This is a genomic window from Profundibacter sp., assembly GCF_056498605.1.
The window spans coordinates 1-22527 of the sequence record NZ_JBSMEZ010000027.1; the positions used below are offsets into that span (position 1 = coordinate 1).

Annotated in this window: 18 protein-coding genes and 1 pseudogene; 4 read left to right on the top strand and 15 right to left on the bottom strand. The window is 55.1% G+C overall.

The genetic code is table 11. From position 1 onward, the window contains the following. The 8 genes and pseudogenes from ACWB12_RS03115 to iscR all read right to left on the bottom strand — a co-directional run. On the bottom strand, nt 1-382 hold a 382-nt coding region (locus tag ACWB12_RS03115), incomplete at its 3' end, for a YIP1 family protein (protein WP_479528602.1). A gap of 6 nt (nt 383-388) precedes the next feature. Further along, nucleotides 389-1594: pseudogene (locus tag ACWB12_RS03120) on the bottom strand (SufB/SufD family protein); the annotation flags it as partial. Beyond that, nucleotides 1585-2340 carry a Fe-S cluster assembly ATPase SufC gene (gene sufC / locus ACWB12_RS03125; protein ID WP_479528603.1) on the bottom strand — a complete coding sequence of 252 codons (756 nt, stop codon included), beginning with the start codon at nt 2338-2340 and terminating at the stop codon, nt 1585-1587. The gene sufC and the pseudogene ACWB12_RS03120, both read right to left, overlap by 10 nt. A 56-nt stretch (nt 2341-2396) precedes the next feature. Further along, nucleotides 2397-2657, bottom strand: a complete 261-nt coding sequence (locus ACWB12_RS03130) for a hypothetical protein (protein WP_479528604.1) — start codon at nt 2655-2657, stop codon at nt 2397-2399. Further along, nucleotides 2654-3010, bottom strand: a complete 357-nt coding sequence (locus ACWB12_RS03135; RefSeq protein ID WP_479528605.1) for a hypothetical protein — start codon at nt 3008-3010, stop codon at nt 2654-2656. The genes ACWB12_RS03130 and ACWB12_RS03135 overlap by 4 nt, the downstream gene beginning before the upstream one ends. Beyond that, nucleotides 3003-4526, bottom strand: a complete 1524-nt coding sequence (sufB, locus tag ACWB12_RS03140; RefSeq protein WP_479528606.1) for a Fe-S cluster assembly protein SufB — start codon at nt 4524-4526, stop codon at nt 3003-3005. Before sufB ends, ACWB12_RS03135 begins: the two co-directional genes overlap by 8 nt. A gap of 11 nt (nt 4527-4537) precedes the next feature. Beyond that, nucleotides 4538-5581 (bottom strand): cysteine desulfurase family protein, encoded by a 1044-nt coding sequence (locus ACWB12_RS03145; RefSeq protein ID WP_479528607.1) that lies wholly within the window; start codon nt 5579-5581, stop codon nt 4538-4540. A 104-nt stretch (nt 5582-5685) separates the two neighbouring features. After that, on the bottom strand, nt 5686-6147 hold the full coding sequence (gene iscR / locus ACWB12_RS03150; protein ID WP_479528608.1) for a Fe-S cluster assembly transcriptional regulator IscR: 462 nt from the start codon (nt 6145-6147) through the stop codon (nt 5686-5688). A gap of 143 nt (nt 6148-6290) precedes the next feature. On the opposite strand from iscR, the gene ACWB12_RS03155 reads away from it, so the two are divergent. From ACWB12_RS03155 to typA, 4 genes are all read left to right on the top strand, one after another. Next, nucleotides 6291-6944 carry an alpha/beta hydrolase gene (locus tag ACWB12_RS03155; RefSeq protein WP_479528609.1) on the top strand — a complete coding sequence of 218 codons (654 nt, stop codon included), beginning with the start codon at nt 6291-6293 and terminating at the stop codon, nt 6942-6944. Nucleotides 6945-6950: 6 nt separating this feature from the next. Beyond that, nucleotides 6951-7163: a hypothetical protein gene (locus ACWB12_RS03160; protein ID WP_479528610.1), complete on the top strand. Its 213-nt coding sequence runs from the start codon at nt 6951-6953 to the stop codon at nt 7161-7163. A gap of 154 nt (nt 7164-7317) precedes the next feature. Continuing rightward, nucleotides 7318-8526 (top strand): NADP-dependent isocitrate dehydrogenase, encoded by a 1209-nt coding sequence (locus ACWB12_RS03165; RefSeq protein ID WP_479528611.1) that lies wholly within the window; start codon nt 7318-7320, stop codon nt 8524-8526. Nucleotides 8527-8667: 141 nt separating this feature from the next. Further along, a complete protein-coding gene (typA, locus tag ACWB12_RS03170) occupies nt 8668-10488 on the top strand; it encodes a translational GTPase TypA (protein WP_479528612.1) in 1821 nt (606 codons plus the stop codon). A gap of 74 nt (nt 10489-10562) precedes the next feature. Here typA and ACWB12_RS03175 read toward each other — a convergent pair whose 3' ends face one another. The 7 genes from ACWB12_RS03175 to guaB form a co-directional block, all read right to left on the bottom strand. Continuing rightward, nucleotides 10563-10847 (bottom strand): DUF1330 domain-containing protein, encoded by a 285-nt coding sequence (locus tag ACWB12_RS03175; protein ID WP_479528613.1) that lies wholly within the window; start codon nt 10845-10847, stop codon nt 10563-10565. A gap of 1 nt (nt 10848) precedes the next feature. Next, nucleotides 10849-13515 (bottom strand): alanine--tRNA ligase, encoded by a 2667-nt coding sequence (gene alaS, locus ACWB12_RS03180; protein ID WP_479528614.1) that lies wholly within the window; start codon nt 13513-13515, stop codon nt 10849-10851. Between the two features lie 126 nt (nt 13516-13641). After that, nucleotides 13642-14727 carry a recombinase RecA gene (gene recA, locus ACWB12_RS03185; protein WP_479528615.1) on the bottom strand — a complete coding sequence of 362 codons (1086 nt, stop codon included), beginning with the start codon at nt 14725-14727 and terminating at the stop codon, nt 13642-13644. Between the two features lie 273 nt (nt 14728-15000). Beyond that, nucleotides 15001-17262 (bottom strand): hybrid sensor histidine kinase/response regulator, encoded by a 2262-nt coding sequence (locus tag ACWB12_RS03190; protein ID WP_479528619.1) that lies wholly within the window; start codon nt 17260-17262, stop codon nt 15001-15003. Between the two features lie 166 nt (nt 17263-17428). After that, nucleotides 17429-18589 carry an RsmB/NOP family class I SAM-dependent RNA methyltransferase gene (locus ACWB12_RS03195; RefSeq protein ID WP_479528616.1) on the bottom strand — a complete coding sequence of 387 codons (1161 nt, stop codon included), beginning with the start codon at nt 18587-18589 and terminating at the stop codon, nt 17429-17431. 150 nt (nt 18590-18739) lie between these two features. Further along, nucleotides 18740-20353, bottom strand: a complete 1614-nt coding sequence (locus ACWB12_RS03200; RefSeq protein ID WP_479528617.1) for a tetratricopeptide repeat protein — start codon at nt 20351-20353, stop codon at nt 18740-18742. Between the two features lie 555 nt (nt 20354-20908). Further along, nucleotides 20909-22363: an IMP dehydrogenase gene (gene guaB / locus ACWB12_RS03205; protein ID WP_479528618.1), complete on the bottom strand. Its 1455-nt coding sequence runs from the start codon at nt 22361-22363 to the stop codon at nt 20909-20911. Nucleotides 22364-22527 lie beyond the last annotated feature (164 nt).

Genomic DNA, 22527 nt, shown 5'->3' on the forward strand with positions numbered 1-22527 from the left:
CGGCAACCATTCCATGTAATAAAAACACCGGCGAGGAGGCCAGAAACGCCCAGAACACAGCCATCCGCGCGCCATATCCACTGCCCTGCCCACCCAACATCCGCGCCACCAGATGCGAAACGCCAGCCAGCACATAAAGGATAAGCGGCATGATGAAAAGTAAGGCAATGAAGGCGGAATAATAGGGCAAATACCCCTCTTCTCCACCACCGGCCAGAACGGTCTCACGCGATATCCGCGGCCATTGTGCGACAAAGGCAACCACGCAACCCGCCATCGCCAAGGACAACGCAAAAGGCTCGCTTTGGCCACGCTCCAGCTGGCGTTTCATCACCTTGGCAGGGCTACGATACGTCGCCACTATATCACGTGTCAGCGCCATGTCCGATTAGCCCCGCCGACGTGACAGCCAACCCTCTAGCCGCGAGCGGATGTCGTCGGCGATGGCTTCATCCTCGATCTCGTCCACGGCGGCATCCAGAAATGCCAGTACCAGCAGGTCTTGTGCCTCTGTTTTGCTCACGCCGCGCGATTGCAAATAGAACATCGCCTCGTCGTCAATCGCGCCCGTGGTCGACCCGTGACTACACAGCACATCATCGGCGTAAATTTCCAGCTCTGGCTTGCCGTAAAACTGGCAATCATCGTCCAGCAACAACGATTGGCTCATCTGGTAGCCATCGGTTTTCTGTGCGCCCTCTTTAACCAGAATCTTGCCCTGAAAAACACCGGTCGCCCCGTTGCGCAGCACTTTTTTGAACACCTGACGGCTTTCGCAATTCAGGCTGTCGTGGGTGATAAAGACGGTGTCATCATGCAGAAAATCACCATCCCCCATCGCGGCACCAGCCACATGAGCGACCGCGTTATTGCCGTTGATTTCCAACACGACCTCGTTGCGAGTCAGCTTGCCGTTCACCGTCATGGTAAAACTTTTGAAGGTGCTCTCGTGGCCCAAACGCCCGAAAATATGCGTCGCCGCGCGACGCGCGTGGTCACGCCCCATTGCGCGCACATGGTGGAACGCGCCTTTGTCAGAAATGTCCACTTCCATCACCGTATTCAGCCGTGCCGCAGCGGGGCCATTTTCCAGAATGGTCAGGTCGGCGCCCTCTTCCACGTGGATAACATGGTGTAGCATCACATCAGATACTTCTGATTTTCTTATATAAATCAGACTGACAGGTTTGCTTGCCTTGGCGGTAGCACGGATCACAATGCCTTGCGTCGCCTTGGCGCTGTTCAATGCCGCCAACGGGCGGGCAACAGGCGTTTGCCCGTTTTCCTCTAGCGTTCCGTATAGGTCATCCGCCCAATCTGCCGCGTCTTTCAATTGCGAAATCTCGATCCCGTCCATCGACAGATCATCAGACGCATCTGCATCAAACACCCCGTCAACAAAGACGATTTTCAAACGCTCCACCGTGTCAAACAGCGGCGCCTCATCAAGGATCAACAGCGCGGCCGGTGCCACATCATCGGTGGTTAACAGGTCGGGGCGGGTGTATTTCCAGTATTCATCACGGCGCTGCGGCAGGCCCATCGCCTGCAATCGCGCCTGTGCTGATTTGCGTGCGGCTTCCATCAGGCAACCTCCGCCAACAGATCGGCATAGCCGTTGTTTTCGACCTCAAGCGCCAGTTCGGGACCACCAGATTTAATGATCCGCCCATCGGCCATAATATGCACAACATCAGGTTTGATATGGTCCAGAAGTCGTTGATAATGCGTGATAACCAAAAACGAACGCCCCTCGCTGCGCAACGCATTCACACCCTCCGCCACCAGTTTCATCGCATCCACATCCAGCCCAGAATCGGTTTCATCCAGAATGCACATCTTTGGCTCCAGCATCGCCATTTGCAAAATCTCGTTGCGCTTTTTCTCGCCACCGGAAAAACCCACATTGACGGGTCGTTTCAGCATCTCGGCATCGATTTTTAGCGTCTTGGCCTTGGCGCGGATGTCCTTCAGGAACTCGCCCGCCGACAATTCATCCTCGCCCCGCGCTTTGCGTTGCGAATTAACCGCCGTGCGCAGGAAGGTCATGTTGCCCACCCCAGGAATTTCAACAGGGTACTGGAAGGCCAAAAACAGCCCCAATGCGGCGCGCTCTTCTGGCTCCAGTTCCAGCAGGTCCTGACCCAGCAATGTGGCCGTGCCTTCCGTCACCTCATACCCTGCGCGCCCCGACAATACATAGGACAGGGTCGATTTCCCCGACCCGTTCGGCCCCATGATCGCATGCACCTGACCCGCGCCGATTTCCAGATCAACACCTTTCAGGATTTGCTTGTCTTCCTCTTCAAGTTTGACGTGTAGGTTTTTGATATTTAACATTTTATTTCCTCAAGCGCATTTCATTTATAAGCTATTCATCTTTTCACTGCCGGATATCAGCTATCCAGATTTTCTATTGTTGGGTGCTGCGCAGGCTTTCGCACGATAATCCCCACACCCGGCCCCTTTTTATGGGCCAGCCAAACGCAGAATGTGGTAAACACCAGCGACGTGCCAACCGCCGGCCAGATACCCAGAAACGGGGCCACCAAAATGGCCGAGATCACAGCACCTTTGATAAACGCCATAAACGCCGTCATCAGCAGGCGGATCGGTTCAGGCGGCGGCAGGCGTTTTGGGATGGCAGTTGTGGTCATCGCTTCACCTCAGGAATTTTGGAATTGCCCCGCAGCATGGCGTCGATTTGTTTTTGGGTTTCGGCTTTTTTCTCATTACTCTTTTCACGAGCAGTATCCAGCGCCCTTTTCTCATTCCGTTTCGCCATTCGCACCCCGTAGATCCCGGAAACAGCCAGCCCAGTGACAAAGGCAATGCCGATCATCTGTTGCATCGTTAGATATGCAGCAAACTGCCAAACGCCAATTGCCATCACACCACATACGACGGCCAGAAACACCATGAACACAGCAAACGCGTCACTGCCAAGACTCCGGACATTAATGTTATAGTACCCGTCTCTATGATGATGACCAAACAGCAAGTTACCCAACGCTCCCCTCAAGCGAAATCGCCACCAGTGCCTGTGCTTCCATAGCAAACTCCATCGGCAGCGCTTGCAGCACTTCCTTGGCAAAGCAGTTGACGATCAACGCCACGGCTTCTTCCTCGCCCATGCCACGCTGACGGCAATAGAACATTTGCTCATCGTCCACCTTGGACGTCGTCGCCTCATGTTCCACGCGGCTACTGTTATTTTTTACCTCGATATAAGGCACCGTATGCGCCCCGCATTTATCGCCGATCAACAGGCTGTCGCACTGGGTATAATTGCGCGAATTCTGCGCCTTCGGGTGCATTGAAACCAGCCCGCGATAGGTATTCTGCGCGCGGCCCGCCGAAATCCCTTTGGACACAATCCGCGATTTGGTGCCAGCGCCCAGATGCACCATCTTGGTGCCGGTATCGGCTTGCTGGTAATTGTTGGTGATGGCAATCGAGTAAAACTCGCCCTGTGAATTGTCGCCGCGCAAAATGCAGCTTGGATATTTCCATGTCACAGCCGAACCCGTCTCGACCTGCGTCCACATGACTTTAGCATTGTCGCCACGGCAATCAGCCCGCTTGGTGACGAAATTATAAATCCCGCCCTTGCCGTTCTCGTCGCCGGGATACCAGTTTTGCACAGTGGAGTATTTCACCTCGGCGTCTTCCTCGATGATGATCTCAACCACCGCCGCGTGCAGCTGTGCCACATCGCGTTTGGGGGCGGTGCAACCCTCCAAGTAGCTGACATAGCTGCCTTTATCGGCAATGATCAGGGTGCGTTCAAACTGGCCGGTGTTCTCGGCATTGATGCGGAAATAGGTCGACAGCTCCATCGGGCAGCGCACACCGGGCGGGATGTAAACGAATGATCCGTCCGAAAACACCGCGCTATTCAATGTGGCGTAAAAGTTGTCAGACACCGGAACAACCGTGCCCAGATACTTCTTCACCAGCTCGGGATGCTCGCGGATCGCTTCCGAGATCGAGCAGAAAATAACCCCTGCCTCGGCCAGTTCTTTTTGGAACGTAGTGCCCACGGAAACGGAGTCAAAAACCGCGTCGACCGCCACTTTGCGCCCTTCAGCAGGTGCCGCCTCGGCCCCCTCGACACCGGCCAAAATCATCTGCTCGCGCAGCGGAATGCCCAGCTTCTCGTAGGTCGCCAACAGCTTCGGATCAACCTCGTCCAATGACTTCGGCTTCACTTCCATCGATTTGGGCCGCGCGTAATAATAGATGTCCTGAAAGTCGATATCAGGGTAATTCACCATCGCCCATGTCGGCTCTTTCAGCTTTTCCCACCGCTCGAACGCCGCCAGACGCCATTCCAGCATCCATTCCGGTTCTTCGTTCTTTTCGGAAATCAGCCGCACGATATCGGTGTTCACACCCTTGGGCGCGTATTCCATCTCGATATCAGTATCCCAGCCGTATTTGTAATTACCGGCAAGGCTGCGAACCGCATCAACGGTTTCTTCCTCGACACCATCCTTGGCTATCATTTCGCTTATCGCCGCCATCTGTTTTCCTTTCACGCCCGCCGCGCTTTGAATTTTTCCAACTGTTCGCGCCATGCTTTGGCAAAGCGCACCACATCGTCCTTCGTCGTGTCAGGCCCAATCGAGACCCTGATCGCGCTGGCTGCAATCTCGTCATCGAACCCCATCGCCTGCAAAACTCGGCTCGCCCGCACCTTGCCACTTGAGCAGGCCGATCCAGCCGAAACCGCAAACCCGGCAAGGTCCATCTGCATCACTTGCGTCTCGCCTTTCCAACCGGCGACAGCAAAACAGGAGGTATTCGGAAGCCGCGCGACCTCATTCCCGACAAAAATAGTATCTTTTTCTGATTCTGCCAGCATTATTTCTAGAATCTTTCTAATTTCGGCAACTTCATCCCAGATTCCATTGGCCAAATCCCGCGCCGCCGCCTCGGCTGCTGCCCCGAAACCCGCAATTCCTATGACGTTTTCGGTGCCCGCGCGCCGTCCCATTTCCTGCCCGCCACCGCGAACCTGCGCGCTTAAGTCGCTGCCCCGTTTGACCACCAATGCCCCCACACCTTTGGGTCCGCCCAGCTTATGCGCCGAAATCAGCGCCATATCAGCGCCACACCAGTTGAACGCAAACGGGATTTTACCAAAGGCTTGGGTGGCATCCGTCAGCGCCAGCCCTTCGGGTAATTCCTGTAATACCCCCGTTTCGCTGTTGGCCACCTGCAAGGCAGTCACCGCCGGATCAGTCACCGAAACCCGCCCCTGCGCATCCGCCGCTAACTCTGCCTTGCCCCATGCTGCAACCGCATCATGCTCGATCCCGCCACAATGCAAACCCCGCGCCGCCATCGCCAGTGCCGCGGCCTCGGTCGCGCTGGCAGTGAAAATCACATCTGCCCCGTCCGCTCCGAACGCCGCCGCAATCTGGCCCCGCGCCTTTTCGACGACCGAAAGCGCCGCACGCCCCTCGAAATGCACCGAAGACGGGTTCCCCATCACATCCATTGCCGCAATCATCGCCACCCGCGCCTCATCGCGCAAGGGCGTGGTTGCATTCCAGTCCAGATAGGTCCGAGCCATAACTTCCCCGTTTCTCTTTTGCTTAAATATCCGCGCCGCAGGCACTGCACTTTGGCCCGCAGGGGCAAAATGCTCGGGGCGACGCCGTCAGGCGGCGCAACCGCTCATTTCTCATCCACAACCTCGAACAATACAGGAACCGCCGGACAAGGCGCCAATTCGTTCTGGATCACATCCGACAGACGCGTTTGATGTAAAAACACATATACATGCGCCGATAATCCCTCCCACAACCTGTTGGTCATGGATTGCGCCCGTGATCCCGACGCGCCACCCTTGGCACCTGCCCCTGTGTGCATCGCCGAAACGGTCTCGTCCACCGCACACATCACATCCGATATACGGATTTCGGCGGGCGGGCAGGTCAACCGGTATCCGCCCCCGGGCCCGCGCACGGACTCGACCAGATCAGCGCGGCGCAATTTCACAAACAACTGCTCCAGATATGGCAGCGAAATATCCTGTCGGGCCGAAATCTCCGCCAAGGATACCAGCCCATCGCCGGGCTGAATCGCCAAATCCGCCAGTGCAACCATTGCATATCGGCCTTTTGTGCTCAGTTTCATCGCCTTAAACCCCCAAAAACATTGACGTCCGCAGGTTGTGCGCTTACTTCGACCATAACCCGCTATCAGCATCCGCTGATTATGGAATGGTCTATGGTGCCTGATGAGTTCAGTCAACGCGCCCAATAATATAAGGACAATACATGCCCGAAGTCATTTTTCCCGGCCCCGAGGGGCGCATCGAAGGCCGGTATCACCCGCAAAAAGCCAAAGACGCGCCGATTGCCATCGTTTTGCATCCGCATCCGCAATTTGGCGGCACGATGAACAATCGTCTGGTCTATAACCTGCATTACACGTTCTACAATATGGGGTTCACCGTGTTGCGGTTCAATTTTCGTGGTGTGGGACGGTCGCAAGGCGAATATGATCAGGGTGTGGGCGAATTGTCGGATGCAGCAAGCGCGCTGGATTACCTGCAAACCCTGAACCCGAATTCCAAACATTGCTGGGTCGCCGGATTTTCGTTCGGAGCGTGGATCGGCATGCAACTGTTAATGCGCCGCCCTGAAATCACCGGATTTATCAGCGTCTCACCGCCCGCCAACATGTATGACTTCAGCTTTTTGGCGCCCTGCCCCGCCTCGGGCCTGATCATCAACGGATCCGCCGACCGCGTGGCCCCGCCACAAGATACCGATATTCTGGTTGAAAAGCTGCACGAGCAAAAAGGCATCACCATCACCCACCAGGAAATCGAGGGCTCTGGCCACTTCTTTGAGGATGACCACATGGACACACTGCAAGGCAACGTAGAAACCTATGTTAAGCGCCGCCTGACAGAAACAACAAGGTAAGCTCAGATGAGTACCATTGTAGAAGAGATTGCCAATAAGCTGGCACTGGGCGCCCTAAAAGCAGCGAAAGATCATGACAATGACCAGATCGTTGAAGATGTTGGCGAAATTATTGGCGCGACTTCTTCCACCACCCAAGAAAGCTATCGCACCTTTATTCGTGTGCACAGGGCCAATAAACGGGCGCAACAATATCTTGATAAGCTCGCCAAACCCTAGGCTGTATACAGTATAATCACATCGTTTTTTGTTACGCGACCTATTGGGTCAGCTATGCACCCGCAGAGCAGTATACAATCGCATACAGCCTTTCCCCTAGCCTGCCTTTGCGCTACAAGGCACCTAACCGAATCCAACTGAACCGGAGCACCCAATGACCAAGATCAAGGTAGAAAACCCCGTTGTCGAACTCGACGGCGATGAAATGACCCGCATTATCTGGGATTTCATCAAAAAGAAACTGATCCTGCCCTATCTGGACCTTGACCTGAAATACTACGATCTGGGCATGGAAGCGCGCGACGACACCGATGACCAGATCACCATTGATGCAGCACACGCGATCCAGAAATACGGCGTTGGCGTCAAATGTGCGACCATCACACCGGACGAGGCACGGGTCGAGGAATTTGGCCTGAAGAAAATGTGGCGCTCCCCGAATGGCACCATTCGCAACATTCTGGGCGGCACGATTTTTCGCGCTCCGATCATCTGTAAAAACGTGCCACGCCTTGTGCCCGGCTGGACCGACCCGATTGTCATTGGCCGCCACGCCTTTGGTGATCAGTATAAAGCCACTGATTTTCTGTTCCCCGGCCCTGGCAAACTGTCGATGAAATTCGTCGGTAAAGACGGCGCGGTGATCGAGCACGAGATTTACGATGCCCCCAGCGCTGGCGTGGCGATGGGCATGTACAACCGCGATGACAGCATCCGCGATTTCGCTCGTGCCTCGCTGAACTACGGTTTGAACCTTGGCTGGCCCGTCTATCTGTCGACCAAAAACACTATCCTCAAAGCATACGATGGCCGTTTCAAAGACCTGTTTCAGGAAATTTTCGACGCCGAGTTTGCCAAGGATTTCGCCAAGAAAGGCATCACCTATGAGCACCGCCTGATCGACGATATGGTCGCGGCGGCGATGAAATGGTCCGGCAAATTCGTCTGGGCATGTAAGAACTACGATGGTGATGTGCAGTCCGACACCGTGGCACAAGGCTTTGGTTCTCTTGGGCTGATGACCTCGCAACTGATGACGCCGGATGGCAAAATAGTCGAAGCCGAAGCGGCCCACGGCACCGTCACCCGCCACTATCGTCAGCACCAGAAAGGCGAAGCAACCTCGACCAACTCGATCGCTTCGATCTATGCGTGGACAGGTGGCCTGAAGCACCGTGCCAAACTGGATGGTAACGCACAACTGAAATCATTCGCCGAAACGCTGGAACGCGTGGTCGTTGATACGGTTGAAAGCGGCCAAATGACCAAAGATCTGGCGCTGCTGGTTGGGCCAGAGCAAAAATGGCTGACCACCGAGGGTTTCCTTGAGGCGATTGATACGAACCTGAACAAGGCAATGTAGCCGCTTAACCACGATCAAACCCAAATAATGGGGCGGGGGCACACACCCCTGCCCTTTTTCATACCTTCCACCCGCTTAGGGCTTTCAATTGCGCCCAAGGCAGGGTAAGCGGCGCTCAAACATCCCGAAAAGGCTAATCTTATGGACATGCGAAATATCGCTATTATCGCCCACGTTGACCACGGCAAAACCACGCTTGTCGACGAAATGCTGAAACAATCCGGTAACTATCGTGAAAACGAAGAAACCGTTGAGCGTGCGATGGACAGCAATGATCTGGAACGCGAACGTGGCATCACCATTTTTGCCAAACCCACTTCCGTGGTCTGGAATGGCGTGCGCATTAACATTGTAGACACCCCCGGCCACGCGGATTTCGGTGGCGAGGTTGAGCGCATCCTGTCGATGGTTGATGGTGTTGTGCTGCTGGTGGATGCGGCCGAAGGACCGATGCCACAAACCAAATTTGTGACCAGTAAGGCGCTTGCCCTTGGTCTGCGCCCCATCGTGGTACTGAACAAGGTTGATAAAGGCGACGCCGAACCAGACCGCGCGCTGGACGAGGTGTTCGACCTGATCTCCAATCTGGATGCCACAGATGAGCAGCTGGATTTCCCCGCGATGTATGCATCCGGTCGTTCCGGCTGGGCAGATGTGGAACTGGACGGGTCACGCAAAAATCTGGATGCGCTGTTTGATTTGATCATCAAACATGTGCCAGCCCCCGCACAAATCGCCCAAGCTGGCGAGCCATTTTCAATGCTGGCCACCACGCTTGGCGCGGACCCGTTCATTGGCCGCTTGCTGACAGGTCGTGTTGAGACCGGCACACTGAAAGTTGGCGAAACCATCAAAGGTCTGAGCCGCGATGGCGACAAAATCGAGCAATTCCGCGTCACCAAAATTCTGGCGTTCCGTGGACTCGAGCAAAAATCGATTGATCTGGCCGAAGCGGGTGACATCGTGTCCATCGCCGGTATGTCCACCACCACGGTTGCCGACACCCTATGTGCGCTGGACGTTGATACCGCCATTCCGGCCCAGCCGATTGATCCGCCGACCATCACCGTGACCTTTGGCATTAACGATAGCCCCTTGGCCGGTCGTGACGGCAAAAAGGTGCAAAGCCGCGTCATCCGTGACCGTCTGATGAAAGAAGCCGAAAGCAACGTCGCGATTAAAGTCACCGACACCCCGGGGGGTGACGCGTTCGAGGTCGCTGGCCGAGGTGAGCTGCAAATGGGTGTTCTGGTCGAGAACATGCGCCGCGAAGGGTTCGAGCTGTCCATTTCGCGCCCGCAAGTGCTGTTTCAGGAAATTGACGGGGCGAAATGCGAACCGGTTGAAGAAGTCACCATTGATGTGGATGATGAATACTCCGGTGCGGTGATCGAAAAACTGACTGGCGTGCGCAAGGGTAATCTGGTTGAAATGAAACCGGCAGGCGTGGGTAAAACCCGCATCATCGCGCATGTGCCATCGCGCGGCCTGATCGGGTACCACGGTGAATTCATGACCGATACGCGCGGCACTGGCGTTTTGAACCGTGTGTTCCACGAGTGGGCCCCGCATAAAGGGTCCATCCCGGGCCGTCGCTCTGGCGTTCTGATTTCGATGGAGAACGGCGTGTCCGTGGCCTATGCGCTGTTTAACCTCGAGGATCGTGGCCGCATGTTTATCGGTGCGCAGGAACAGGTTTATACCGGCATGATCATCGGTCAACACACCCGTGAAAATGATCTGGAAGTGAACCCGCTAAAGGGTAAAAAACTGTCCAACGTGCGGGCATCGGGCACCGACGAGGCCGTGCGCCTGACCACCCCGATCACCCTGTCCCTGGAAGAAAGCATTGCCTATATCGACAATGACGAGTTGGTCGAAGTTACGCCAAATGCGGTTCGGATGCGCAAACGCCATCTGGACCCGCACGAGCGTAAACGCGCGGCGCGTTCAGATAGCTAAGTCGTAATGATAAAATAAAAAGGCCGGACCATCATCAGATGTCCGGCCTTTATTGTTGTGTTATTTGTCGGATGTCAGACACCTTCAACAAATGTATATTCCCGATCCGCCGATCTCAGCCCGTAAGACAGCGCTTCTTGATATTCTGGCCCGTTATAAAAGGCTTTTGCCGTGTCCATATCCTTGAAACGGATAATCACATTGCGCGAACGCCCTTCGCCTTCCATGTGAAAACACTCGCCACCACGGGCCAGAAATTCACCACCATATTGGGCCACCGCCGGCCCCGCCAGTTCCGCGTATTTCGCGTAAACATCCGCGTCATTCACATCAATATGCACCATCGCATAAGCAACCATTTCACGATCCTTCCAGTATTTTTTCCGCAGCCTTGATCGCAGCTGCCGCATTGTCCACATCCTTGCCGCCACCTTGCGCCATGTCGGGACGGCCTCCGCCGCCAACACCGCCCAATTCGCTGACGGCAGCCTTGACTACATCCACCGCCGAAACCCGGTCCGTCAGGTCATCACTGACCCCAGCCGCCACAGCAGCCTTGCCACCGGCATCGGCAATCAACAAAACCGCACCCGATCCAATCCGTGCCTTATGCTCGTCAACCAGCCCGCGCAAATCCTTGCCGTTCACACCTTTTAGCACTTGAGATATGAACTTTATCCCGTTGATTTCACGTGGTTCTTGTGTAACCGCTTGTCCGGCCCCCCCCGACATTGCCAACTCACGGCGCAGTTGCGTCACCTCGTTTTGCAATGCCTTGCGCTCATTCATCAACACCTTCACTCGCGCTAAAACCTCTACGGGTTGCGCCTTAAGAAGGCCCGCAACCTGCGCCAGCGCACGCTCCTGCCCTGCCAGATAATCCAGTGCCGCCGCCCCAGTTAACGCCTCGATCCGGCGCACCCCCGCAGATGACGCACTGTCGCCGAGCAGGGCAAACAGGCCAATGTCACCTGTCTGGCGCACATGTGTGCCGCCGCATAATTCCAGAGAATAGGTGTTGCCGTCGGCCCCTTTACCGCTCTCGCTCTGGGTGCCCATCGACACCACCCGCACTTCGTCGCCGTATTTTTCACCAAACAACGCCTGCGCCCCGATCCCGCGTGCGTCATCGGGCGTCATGATCCGTGTTTCCACAGCGGTGTTTTGACGAATATAGTCATTCACCTCGGCCTCAACCGCTTGCAATTGATCCGCATCGAGCGCCTTGCCGTGCGAGAAATCAAACCGCAACCGGTCCGCCGCATTTAAAGATCCGCGCTGCGCCACGTGATCCCCCAACGCTTGGCGCAGGGCTTCGTGCAATAGGTGCGTTGCCGAATGATTGGCCCTAATAGCGCTGCGGCGGGCATGATTGACAGATAATTCCGCCCCCTGCCCGACGGTCAATTCACCATCGGTAATTTCGGCAACATGGATAAATATCCCCGCCGCTTTTTTTGTATCGGTAATCTGGGCCGTTCCACCCTCGACCTTTAGCGTGCCACTATCGCCAACCTGCCCACCGCTTTCGCCGTAAAACGGGGTCTGGTTCAACACGATCTGAACCTTGTCGCCGGTCTTGACGCTCGGTATTGCAACGCCATCCTGAACCAGCGCCAGAATCTGACCCTCGGCCGTGTCCGTGTCATATCCCAGAAATTCGCTGGCCCCGTGTTTCTGCGCCAGATCAAACCAGATTGCCGCATCTGCCTCCTCACCGGTGCCCGACCACGCCGCCCGCGCCTTGGCTTTTTGCGCTTCCATCGCGGCATTAAAGCCGTCAATATCAACGCCGCGGCCTTTTTCACGCATCGCATCCTGAGTTAAATCCAGCGGAAATCCGTATGTGTCGTATAATTTGAACGCCGCCTTGCCCGACAAATCCACCCCATCAGGCAACCGTTCCAGTTCATCATCCAACAAGTGCAAACCCCGCTCAAGTGTTTGTTTGAAACGGGTTTCTTCTTGATGCAGTGTTTCCTCGATCAACGCTTGGGCCTGCCCCAATTCAGGATAGGCCGCGCCCATTTGCTGCACCAATGCCGGCACCAATCGGTGCATCAATGGCTCTTTTGTGCCCAGCAAATGCGCATGGCGCATGGCGCGACGCATAATTCGGCGCAGCACATACCCGCGCCCGTCATTGCTCGGCATTACACCGTCCGCCAACAGGAACGAGGTCGAACGCAGGTGGTCCGCAATCACACGGTGGTGGGTTTTCCCCGGCCCATCGGGATCAGTTGATGTCGCATGAGCCGAAGCCATGATCAAGCTGCGCATCAGGTCGGTGGCGTAATTATCATTCGTGCCTTGCAACAGGGCCGCAACCCGTTCAATGCCCATACCGGTGTCAATCGACTGGTTCGGAAGATTGGTCCGGCTGCCGTCCTCATGCTGTTCATATTGCATAAACACAAGGTTCCAGATTTCAACGAACCGGTCACCGTCCTCGTCCGCACTGCCAGGGGGGCCGCCCCAGATGTGGTCGCCGTGATCATAGAATATTTCCGAACACGGCCCGCACGGCCCCGTCGCCCCCATCGACCAGAAATTATCATCGGTGGCAATGCGGATGATCTTGTCATCAGGCAACCCCGCCACCTTTTTCCAGATAGTCGCGGCCTCTTCATCGTCGTGGTAAACTGTTACCACCAGCTTTTCGGCATCGATTTTCAATTCCTTGGTGATCAATTCCCAAGCGAATGCGATTGCATCATCCTTGAAATAATCCCCGAACGAAAAATTACCCAGCATCTCGAAAAATGTATGGTGGCGGGCGGTATAGCCGACATTATCCAGATCATTATGTTTGCCGCCAGCCCGCACGCATTTTTGCGCCGTTACGGCCCGTTTATAATCGCGGGTTTCAACACCGGTGAACAGATTCTTGAACTGCACCATGCCGGAATTGGCAAACATCAGCGTCGGATCATTGCGTGGCACCAAAGGCGAACTTGGCACTATTTCATGCCCCTGTTTGCCATAGTAATTCAGAAATGTGCTTCGGATATCGTTCAGGCTTTGCATATTGGGCTCTTTGGGCAAAATTTTTTCGGGTCAGACCCGTTTATCCCCGCCAGACGCGCCTGTCCACAAAGATAAGGGCCGCAAGGCATAATGCCTGCGGCCCCGCATCTGCATTCTTTTTTCGGATCAGGCTTCCAGCACGTCCTCGCCACCGGAGGATTCGGGCGGGATTTCGGGCATATCAAACTCAAGCCCGTGTGCCGCGCGAATTTTATCTTCGATCTCATAGGCCATCCGGCTGTTTTCTTTTAGAAACGCTTTGGCGTTTTCGCGGCCCTGCCCAATGCGCTCATCCCCATAAGAAAACCACGAGCCGGATTTGTCCACGATGCCCGCTTTAACTCCAAGGTCCAGCAACTCGCCCATTTTGGAAATACCTTCGCCATACATGATGTCGAATTCAACCTGCTTGAACGGTGGTGCGACCTTGTTTTTGACAACTTTTACGCGGGTGGCGTTGCCGACGATTTCTTCGCGGTCCTTCAGCGCGCCGATGCGGCGGATGTCCAGCCGGACTGATGAGTAGAATTTCAGCGCGTTGCCGCCGGTTGTGGTTTCGGGGCTGCCGAACATCACACCGATTTTCATCCGGATCTGGTTGATAAAGATGACTGTGCAGCCTGACTTTGCAATCGAGCTGGTCAGCTTGCGCATTGCCTGACTCATCAAACGGGCGTGGACGCCAACACTGGCATCGCCCATATCGCCTTCCAGTTCGGATTTGGGCGTTAGGGCTGCCACCGAATCAATAACAATCATATTCACCGCGCCTGAACGCACCAATGTGTCGGTGATTTCCAGGGCCTGCTCGCCTGTGTCAGGTTGCGAGATCAACAGGTCGTCCGTGTTGACCCCCAGATTTTTGGCATAAAGCGGATCCAGCGCATGTTCTGCGTCGATAAAGGCGCAAACGCCGCCAGCTTTTTGAGCTTCGGCCACACAGTGCAGCGTCAATGTAGTCTTACCCGAAGATTCCGGGCCATAAATTTCTATGACCCTCCCTTTCGGGATACCACCAATGCCAAGGGCAATATCAAGCCCGAGCGATCCGGTCGAGGTCGCCTCGATTTCCTGCACTGCCCCCTCTTGGCCCAATTTCATAATCGAGCCCTTGCCAAACTGGCGTTCAATCTGGGCCAGCGCTGAATCGAGCGCCTTTTGTTTGTCGGTATCGCGCTTGTCACTCATTTTCAAAAGATCTGCTGTTGCCATTGTTCCCGTCCCTTATTTCATAACCGCGCCAACGCGGCAATCTCTACTATGTTCACCTCATGTTCTCACTCCCTTATGAGATCAAAAAGAGAACATTTCAACATAAATTTTCATAAAACAAGTTTCAGTCAAAGAAGTTAAGGACTGGTTATCAAGTGAAAATTCACTGAATTACATCACTATTGGACACTATGTATACTGTAATTATTAGATAAATTCTAACATCAATACGGCGACTAAAATCCTGCCCGACAGATATCCCCAAAAGACCACCTAGTGGAACTGGCGCTGCACTGTATTTGTCAGATCGCTCAAGGAAAACGGTTTGGGCAAAAATACTGAATTGGGAATCTTTGCCTGATGGTCAACCACATCCTCTTGGGCATATCCGGACACAAAGATTACCTTCACATCCGGCCGTTCAACCATCGCTTTTTTCACCCAGCTTGGCCCATCCATACCGGGCATGATCACATCAGTGACAAACACATCAACAATCAGCGCCTCGTCTTCCAGTGTTTTCAAAGCATCTTCCGCGCTCTCGGCCTCAAGAACAGTATATCCCCGTAACCGCAGGGCGCGCGAGGCGAACGCCCGTACGGGGGCCTCATCCTCAACCAGCAGGATAACACCCTCCCCTTGTTTTCCTGTCAATTTTGCTTTTTCAATCGGCGCTTTACTCACCTTTTCAATAACTTTGTCGTGTGCTGGGAAATACAGGGAAAAACAGGTGCCGCTGCCTGGCGCACTATCAACAAAGATAAATCCACCAGACTGTTTAACGATTCCATAAGCCGTCGACAGCCCAAGCCCAGTGCCCTTACCAACAGCTTTGGTGGTATAAAAAGGTTCAAATATTTTATGCAGCTTATCCGGGGAAATACCAGTGCCCTTGTCACTGACTTTCACCACAACATAATCCCCGGCCGGAACACGCGCGCGGTCCCGATTCAAGTCTTTCGACAAGGTTACACCCGTCGTCTCAATTCTGATCTCGCCCCCATCGGGCATGGCATCCCGGGCATTTACAACCAAATTCATCAAAACTTGTTCTAACTGGCGTTTATCAGCGCGAATGGGCCGCAATCCGGGATCATGGGACAAAGATAATGTCACTGTTTCGCCCACCAGACGATTTAGAAGATGGGTTAATTCAGACAGTGTATCACGCAAGTCCAGCACTTCGGGTTGTAGGTTTTGCTTACGGGAAAAGGCCAACAACTGGCCAACAAGGCTGGCCGCACGGTTTGCATTCTGATTGATCTGGACCAAATCCCCATAATCAGTATCACCTTGGTCATGGCGCAATAACAGCAGATCGCAATGCCCCGAAATCGCGGTGAGCAGATTATTGAAATCATGGGCCACCCCGCCTGCCAATTGGCCGATGGCCTGCATTTTCTGGCTCTGAACAAACTGCGCCTCAAGTGTTTTCAACTCGGTCGCGTCATTCAGAACCGCTATCAACAGCGGCGCGCCATTTTCCTCGATCCGGCTAAGCGATATTTTTACATAAACTTCTTTATCGGATTTCCGCACCCGTAAAACTTCGGGCTGGCTCCCCCCTCGCCCAACAGCAGCATCCGCGATCCAGTCAACAACGGACCGGCCCAACCCCTCGACCAAATCCCCTAGATCGGTTGCACCTTCAATCGGGTCGTTCAACAAGCCCCGCGCCAGACGGTTCGCCTGAACCACCTGCCCTGTCGGTGCAATTTTAATCATCGGCATCGGCAAGCTGTCAAAAAACTGGTTGTCATTAACTTGCGTACCGCTCAAAGCCCCCGGCAGCAAATAAATCTCGCGCCGCCCGCCAGTCCCTTCCAGTTCGGCAACAATACTGCGCACAGTGCCATCTTTGCCGGCAACATCATGTTCCTGACCACTGTTTAGCGGCAAATCGTTAAACACCCGATCCAGCGTTTTCACCCGTCCGCCCAGCAGTCGGCGCATTGCATCATTCATAAACAGGACCGTTCCGGATTTCGATGCTGTCAGCATCGGCAGGCTCAGCCCTTCGGCCCCACGACTGTTGATCGCACGCTCGCCCATATCCTCAAGCCGCCACAGAAATCCCCCAGCATCCAGCTGATGCACCGCCAGGCGAATATGCCCGCGCAGCGTCACCACAGCTTCACGGGCAGCCCCTGTTGCTTGTGCTTTATTCTGGATCCGAAACAAAACCGCCGAGGGATTGGCAAACATATCACGCAACGCATGCGCCAATGATTTGCCGCAGCAATCGGAAAACCGCTCCCGCGCCGCCGCATTCAGATAACCGACTTCGCCATCGTTATCCGTTACAAAGCTGGGCGAGGCATCATGGGCCACAAAATCCGAAACACTGCGGTAAATCGCCTGTTGCCGCCGCGTGTTCAGAAAACTGTATACCCGTACGATAACCGATACGAACGCCAGCGTTAGACCGCTGGCCATCAGCAAAACCCCGAACACCGGATCAGGCACATAGACCGCCGCCGCAAGCAAAATAACGCCAAACAACCCAAGGTAAATCACCTTGGGCGACAGCAACATCATGCTGTTGCTCAAATTAGTCGATGCCTGTGCCGAGTGAGCCACAGAGAAATCCCCGCTTATTGATTCGTGGTTCCTCTATTTCGGCTCTAAAGTGTTAAGCGCACATTAAACTCGGGTCAGAAAACCAAATTTCACAACTAGTGGTTGATTATGCAGGGTTATTCTATCGCGTCAATAGTGCACAGAAAAACCCGTCTCCACCGTCAAGCGGCGTAAAGCGGTGCTGTGCGGTGCATTTCCAGTCGGATTGCGCCGCCAGAAACCGGACAGTTTGTTCGGAATTTTCAGCGTCCAGCATAGAACATGTCGTATAGGCCAGCACCCCGCCCGGCGCGACCAAACCCGCCGCCGCATCCAGAATTTCCAGCTGAGTCTGACGCAGATCATCCAGCTGTTCCTGATCAAAACCCCACTTGCCCGCAGGCGAGCGCCGCCACGCCCCGCTGCCTGAACAGGGCACATCGCACAGCACCAGATCAAAGGGCGCGGCCCCCGTCATATCCTCTGGCTCAAGCACGGTAATGCTCGAGCCTGCCCGATCCGTTCGCGCCTCCAAATCCTGCATCCGCTGCGGGTTAGCATCATGGGCGAAATACTGCGCCTGAACCCGCGCCGCCATCGCCAAAACCTTACCCCCCCCGCCCGCACAATAATCCAGCACGCGAGTATCTGGCCGCAACGGCAACAGGTCCACCACGGCCTGCGACGCCGCGTCTTGCAGCTCGACCCAACCATCATTGTAGGGCGCACTCAGATGCACGCGACGCGGGTTTTCAGTGACCTCTAATGCTGTGGGCGACAGAGCATGCGCCACCGCGGCAATATCCTCAACCGCCAACGCCTCTATCGCCTGATCACGGGTGGTTTTCTGCGTATTTACCCGTAGAAACAAAGGCGCACGATGCTGAAGCGCATGGCACACAGCCGCAAAATCATCGCCAAGGCTGGCTTGCAACAACGGCGCAATCCAGTCGGGACAGTCCAGCGCGACGTTGCCCTCAGGTGTCGCACTATGCGCAGCCTCCTCATCGCTCATTGGCTCTGGTGCATGGCCCTCACCCGTGAACATATCGGCAGGTGGAATGCCTTGCGCCCGCAACAACCCCAGCACAATCCCGCGCCCCGTCTGCGCCCCGCCCAACTCGCCGTAAGACCGCTTGCAGCGCAGTCCTGAAAACACATGGTCCCGCACCGCAGCCCGATCCTTGGACCCCGCAAACCGCGAGTGCCGCGCCCAGTTGGTCAGGGCTTTTTCAGCAGCAGAACCGTCCAGAATATCATCCAGAATTTCAATCGCGGCCGAAAGACGTGCGGCAGGTTGCATGCGTCGCTCCTGTTGTGAAGAATAGGTTGGAGGCCTGCCTATACCCAAAGGTTGCGGGTTTACATAGGGAGTGGGGATAAATTTGGCGATTATTCCGGCAACCCTGCCTAGGGAAAAGAGCATTGGCATTTCGCATTTTTTCATCAACACCTAGGCCTCTGCCTGATTGATCTGATCCAACAGATCGTCGCAGCGCTGTGTTTGATAGTCAGACCCGTCAACAAAGAACGCTCTGGCGGCGGTCACGTGGTCACGCGCCTCTGTCAAAAGTGCGGGATCTGGGGCAAGCCGGTGTCGGGCAAGGGCCAGATCGGCGATATTCCATTGCAGCCTTGCCCATTTGAAGGGGGCTTCTTCGCGGAATTCCAGCGTTTCGCAGGCAGTATATCCTTGACGGGCGTGGGTTAGCATCGCCAAATCGTCGGTGACATCGCCAAGCCAGCGCTGGGCAACGGCCAGATTGTTTTGGGTTGTTCGCCAAGAGGGCTTGTTGGCCTTGCGGTCTTCCAGCGCCAATGCTGTTTCAAACGCGGTCACCGCTTCGCCCAAAGGCGCGGGGTCACGAGTGATTCCACCGAGTGCTCGAAGGACATTGCCTAAATTGTTCCAGCGGATCGGCAGATTGATGGACTTGTTCTTGATCTCAATATCCAATGCTGCGCGTTGACACTTGACCGCGCGCTGTAAAAGATCGATGTCGCCTTCGCGTTCACCCATTTCTCTCAGCGTGACTCCAAGCCCGCTTTGATAGATTGCCCAGTTCTGGGGGGCTTTTGACTTGGAAGTCTTTTTGAGGGCGGCCTGGAACGCATTGCGGGCCACGACAAGGTGCCGATCATTGCTGGATCGTTCCGCCAGTCGCAAATGGCATGCGCCGAGCGTGTAGAGCGCCGAAGTGACCAACCCAGACTTGTTCTTGGCACGTTGATAATTCGCCTTGGCCAACCCCAGCGCTGTGCGCAGCGCAAAAATATCGCCGGTTTCATCGCCTTGATCTTTCCAATCGTCAGCTTTGGCGTTGATAGCCCGGAAAAGTCCGCCTGCTTGTGGCGTTTGCTTCAGGTTTTTGATCAGGCGGTCTGCGGCCAGATCGGGGCGGTTGCGCAGCCGGTCCTGATCCAGTCGCTGCCCAAGCAGCGTCGCGGCCTGTTGATCCAGTCGATCCCGTTCCGCCTTGTGCGTCTCACGCATCCGGCGATCTTCTTGGTCCAGCAGTGCGTCCGCTTCATCCAACTCGCCTGCATCGTTCAGCTTGGTGACTTGGCCCATAACCGCGTTTAACTGGCTGCCGGTGTTATCGCGCGGCATTTCACCGCGTTTGCGCATGCGGCGGGCCGCCTCCAGAGCTGTTCTTGTGCCAATATATGCAGATTCCAAATCGCGATGGCCTCCGTCGGCATATTTATCCGCTAGCAAAATGATTAGGTTCTCGCTTAGGCCTTTGGTAGCACCTTCCCGCACAAGTCGCCCGATGATCCGATCTGCATCATGCTCTGCTTTGGTTTCTGCACCTTGCTCAGAGTCAATCTGATTGGTGAAATGGTCGATCCATTGTTTTTCCAAATCCAAAGCTGCGATAAGTTTTCCCACAATACGCCCGCTGATAACAGGTCGTTTACCGTTAATGATCTTTGAAAGCATGGACTTGCCACATGCGCCGTCCATGGCTCCGGAAAGTTCATCGAGGGTCCATCCTTTGAGTGCAGTTTCGCGCTCAACGGCATTCCCAAATTTAGAAAGTGTGGCTTGGTCAACTTTTGACAACGAATGCCACCAGAAATCTACAAATGTCCAACTTAGGCTATCCTGTTTCACTGCATCGATTTCAATAACTGACCATATTCAACCTATGGGGGCAACCGGCCCCTGACTGGCCAGTCTCAACCTTATATCCGAGAGGAAGAGACGATGATTTATGTGATGATGATACTGCAAGTCTTGATGACTGCGAAAGTTTTGAATTTGGCATTTGCGGCGCTGTGCATGTGGGGGGCATTGGGATTGTGCCCCAAGAAGTTCGCACTGCTGTCCGCGCTGCTCTATTTGGCGCTGGCGTTCTGTTGATTGGTTGGGGGCAGTGCATTTTACTCTGCCCCCGCCTTTGCGACCATCGCTAAAGTGATCAACAAAAATCTGCGATCCGGGCCTAACCGGATATTAACCCCATATTCACACACCCTAACGCACGCCCCATTAACCCGTAAAACTGGCGTAGAACCCTCATATGGAATTCATATGCAATTCTTATGGTTTTCATATCACCCAAAACCGCCAAATCACCCTTATTTACCTAAGTAAACAGCCGATGAATCACCCGCATCACGACATCCTATAATTCGGGCTTTCCCGCGTGATCTGCACGTCATGCACATGGCTTTCCTTCAGGCCCGCCCCCGTGATCCGCACAAATTCGGAATTCTTGCGCATGTCCTCGACAGTCGCCGCCCCCGTATAGCCCATCGCGGCGCGCAAGCCGCCGACCAGCTGATGGATCACCGTGCCAGCCGGCCCCTTATAGGGCACCTGCCCCTCGATGCCTTCGGGCACCAGCTTGTCACTGGCGGCATCCTTTTGAAAATATCGATCGGCCGAGCCCCGCGCCATCGCGCCAAGGCTGCCCATACCACGGTAGCTTTTAAAGCTACGGCCTTGATATAGAATGATTTCTCCGGGGCTCTCGTCAGTGCCCGCCACCATGCTACCGACCATCGCACAGCTGGCCCCCGCCGCAATCGCCTTGGCAAAATCGCCGGAAAATTTGATGCCGCCATCGGCAATAATCGGCGTGCCGCTCGCAGCCGCACCCTTGGCGCTATCAATGATCGCCGTCAGTTGTGGCACACCCACACCCGCGACAATCCGCGTGGTACAGATCGACCCCGGCCCGATGCCAACCTTGACGGCATCAGCGCCCGCATCAATCAGCGCCTTGGTCGCCGCCGCCGTCGCCACATTGCCCGCCACGATCTGCACATCACCAAAGGCCTTCTTGGCCCGTTCAACCGCCACAGCCACCCCTTCGGAATGGCCATGCGCCGTATCAATCACGATCATATCAACGCCCGCATCCGCCAGCGCCATTGAGCGCTCAAAACCAGCGTCGCCAACCGTGCTGGCCGCAGCCACCCGTAAACGGCCCAGCTCATCCTTGCTGGCATGTGGGTTCAGCACCGCTTGCTCCAGATCCTTGAGCGTCATCAGGCCGGTCAACTTGCCCGCCCCGTCGGTGATCAACAGCTTTTCAATGCGCCGCGCCTGCATCAGGCTCTTGGCCGCATCCCGATCGGCAGGCTCGTGAAGTAGCGCCAGATTGTCCGATGACATCATCGCCGACACCGGCGTTTTGTCGTCCGTAGCAAAGCGCATATCGCGATTGGTGACGATGCCGACAACCCGACCGCGCACGTCCACCACGGGAAACCCTGTCACGCGATACCGCTCCTGCAATACCTTGGCATCGGCCAGCGTCTGGTCGGCCAGCAAAGTGATCGGATTATAAACCACCCCGCTTTCAAACCGCTTCACCCGACGCACCTGCGACGCTTGCTCGTCCACATCCAGATTGCGATGGATCGCCCCCATGCCGCCCGCCTGCGCCATAGCAATCGCCATTTTGGCTTCGGTCACTGTGTCCATAGCGGAACTTAGCAACGGGATGTTCAGACGGATAGATTTGGTGACCTGGGTCGATGTGTCAGCGGTCGAGGGCAGCACGCTTGACGCGGCCGGAACCAGCAAAACATCGTCAAACGAAAGGGCTTCACGAATCTCCATAGGGAGTCTCCTTGCAAAAGCATCATTTGACGCGTCCCTATTACATGGATTTGCCCCCAAGGAAAGCCCAGACTACGACCAATCTGGATATTTACTCTTTCTTCTTTTCCGAAATACCTCCGCCACAAGCACTGCGCGTAGCGCATCACTATAAAGCGTGCGCA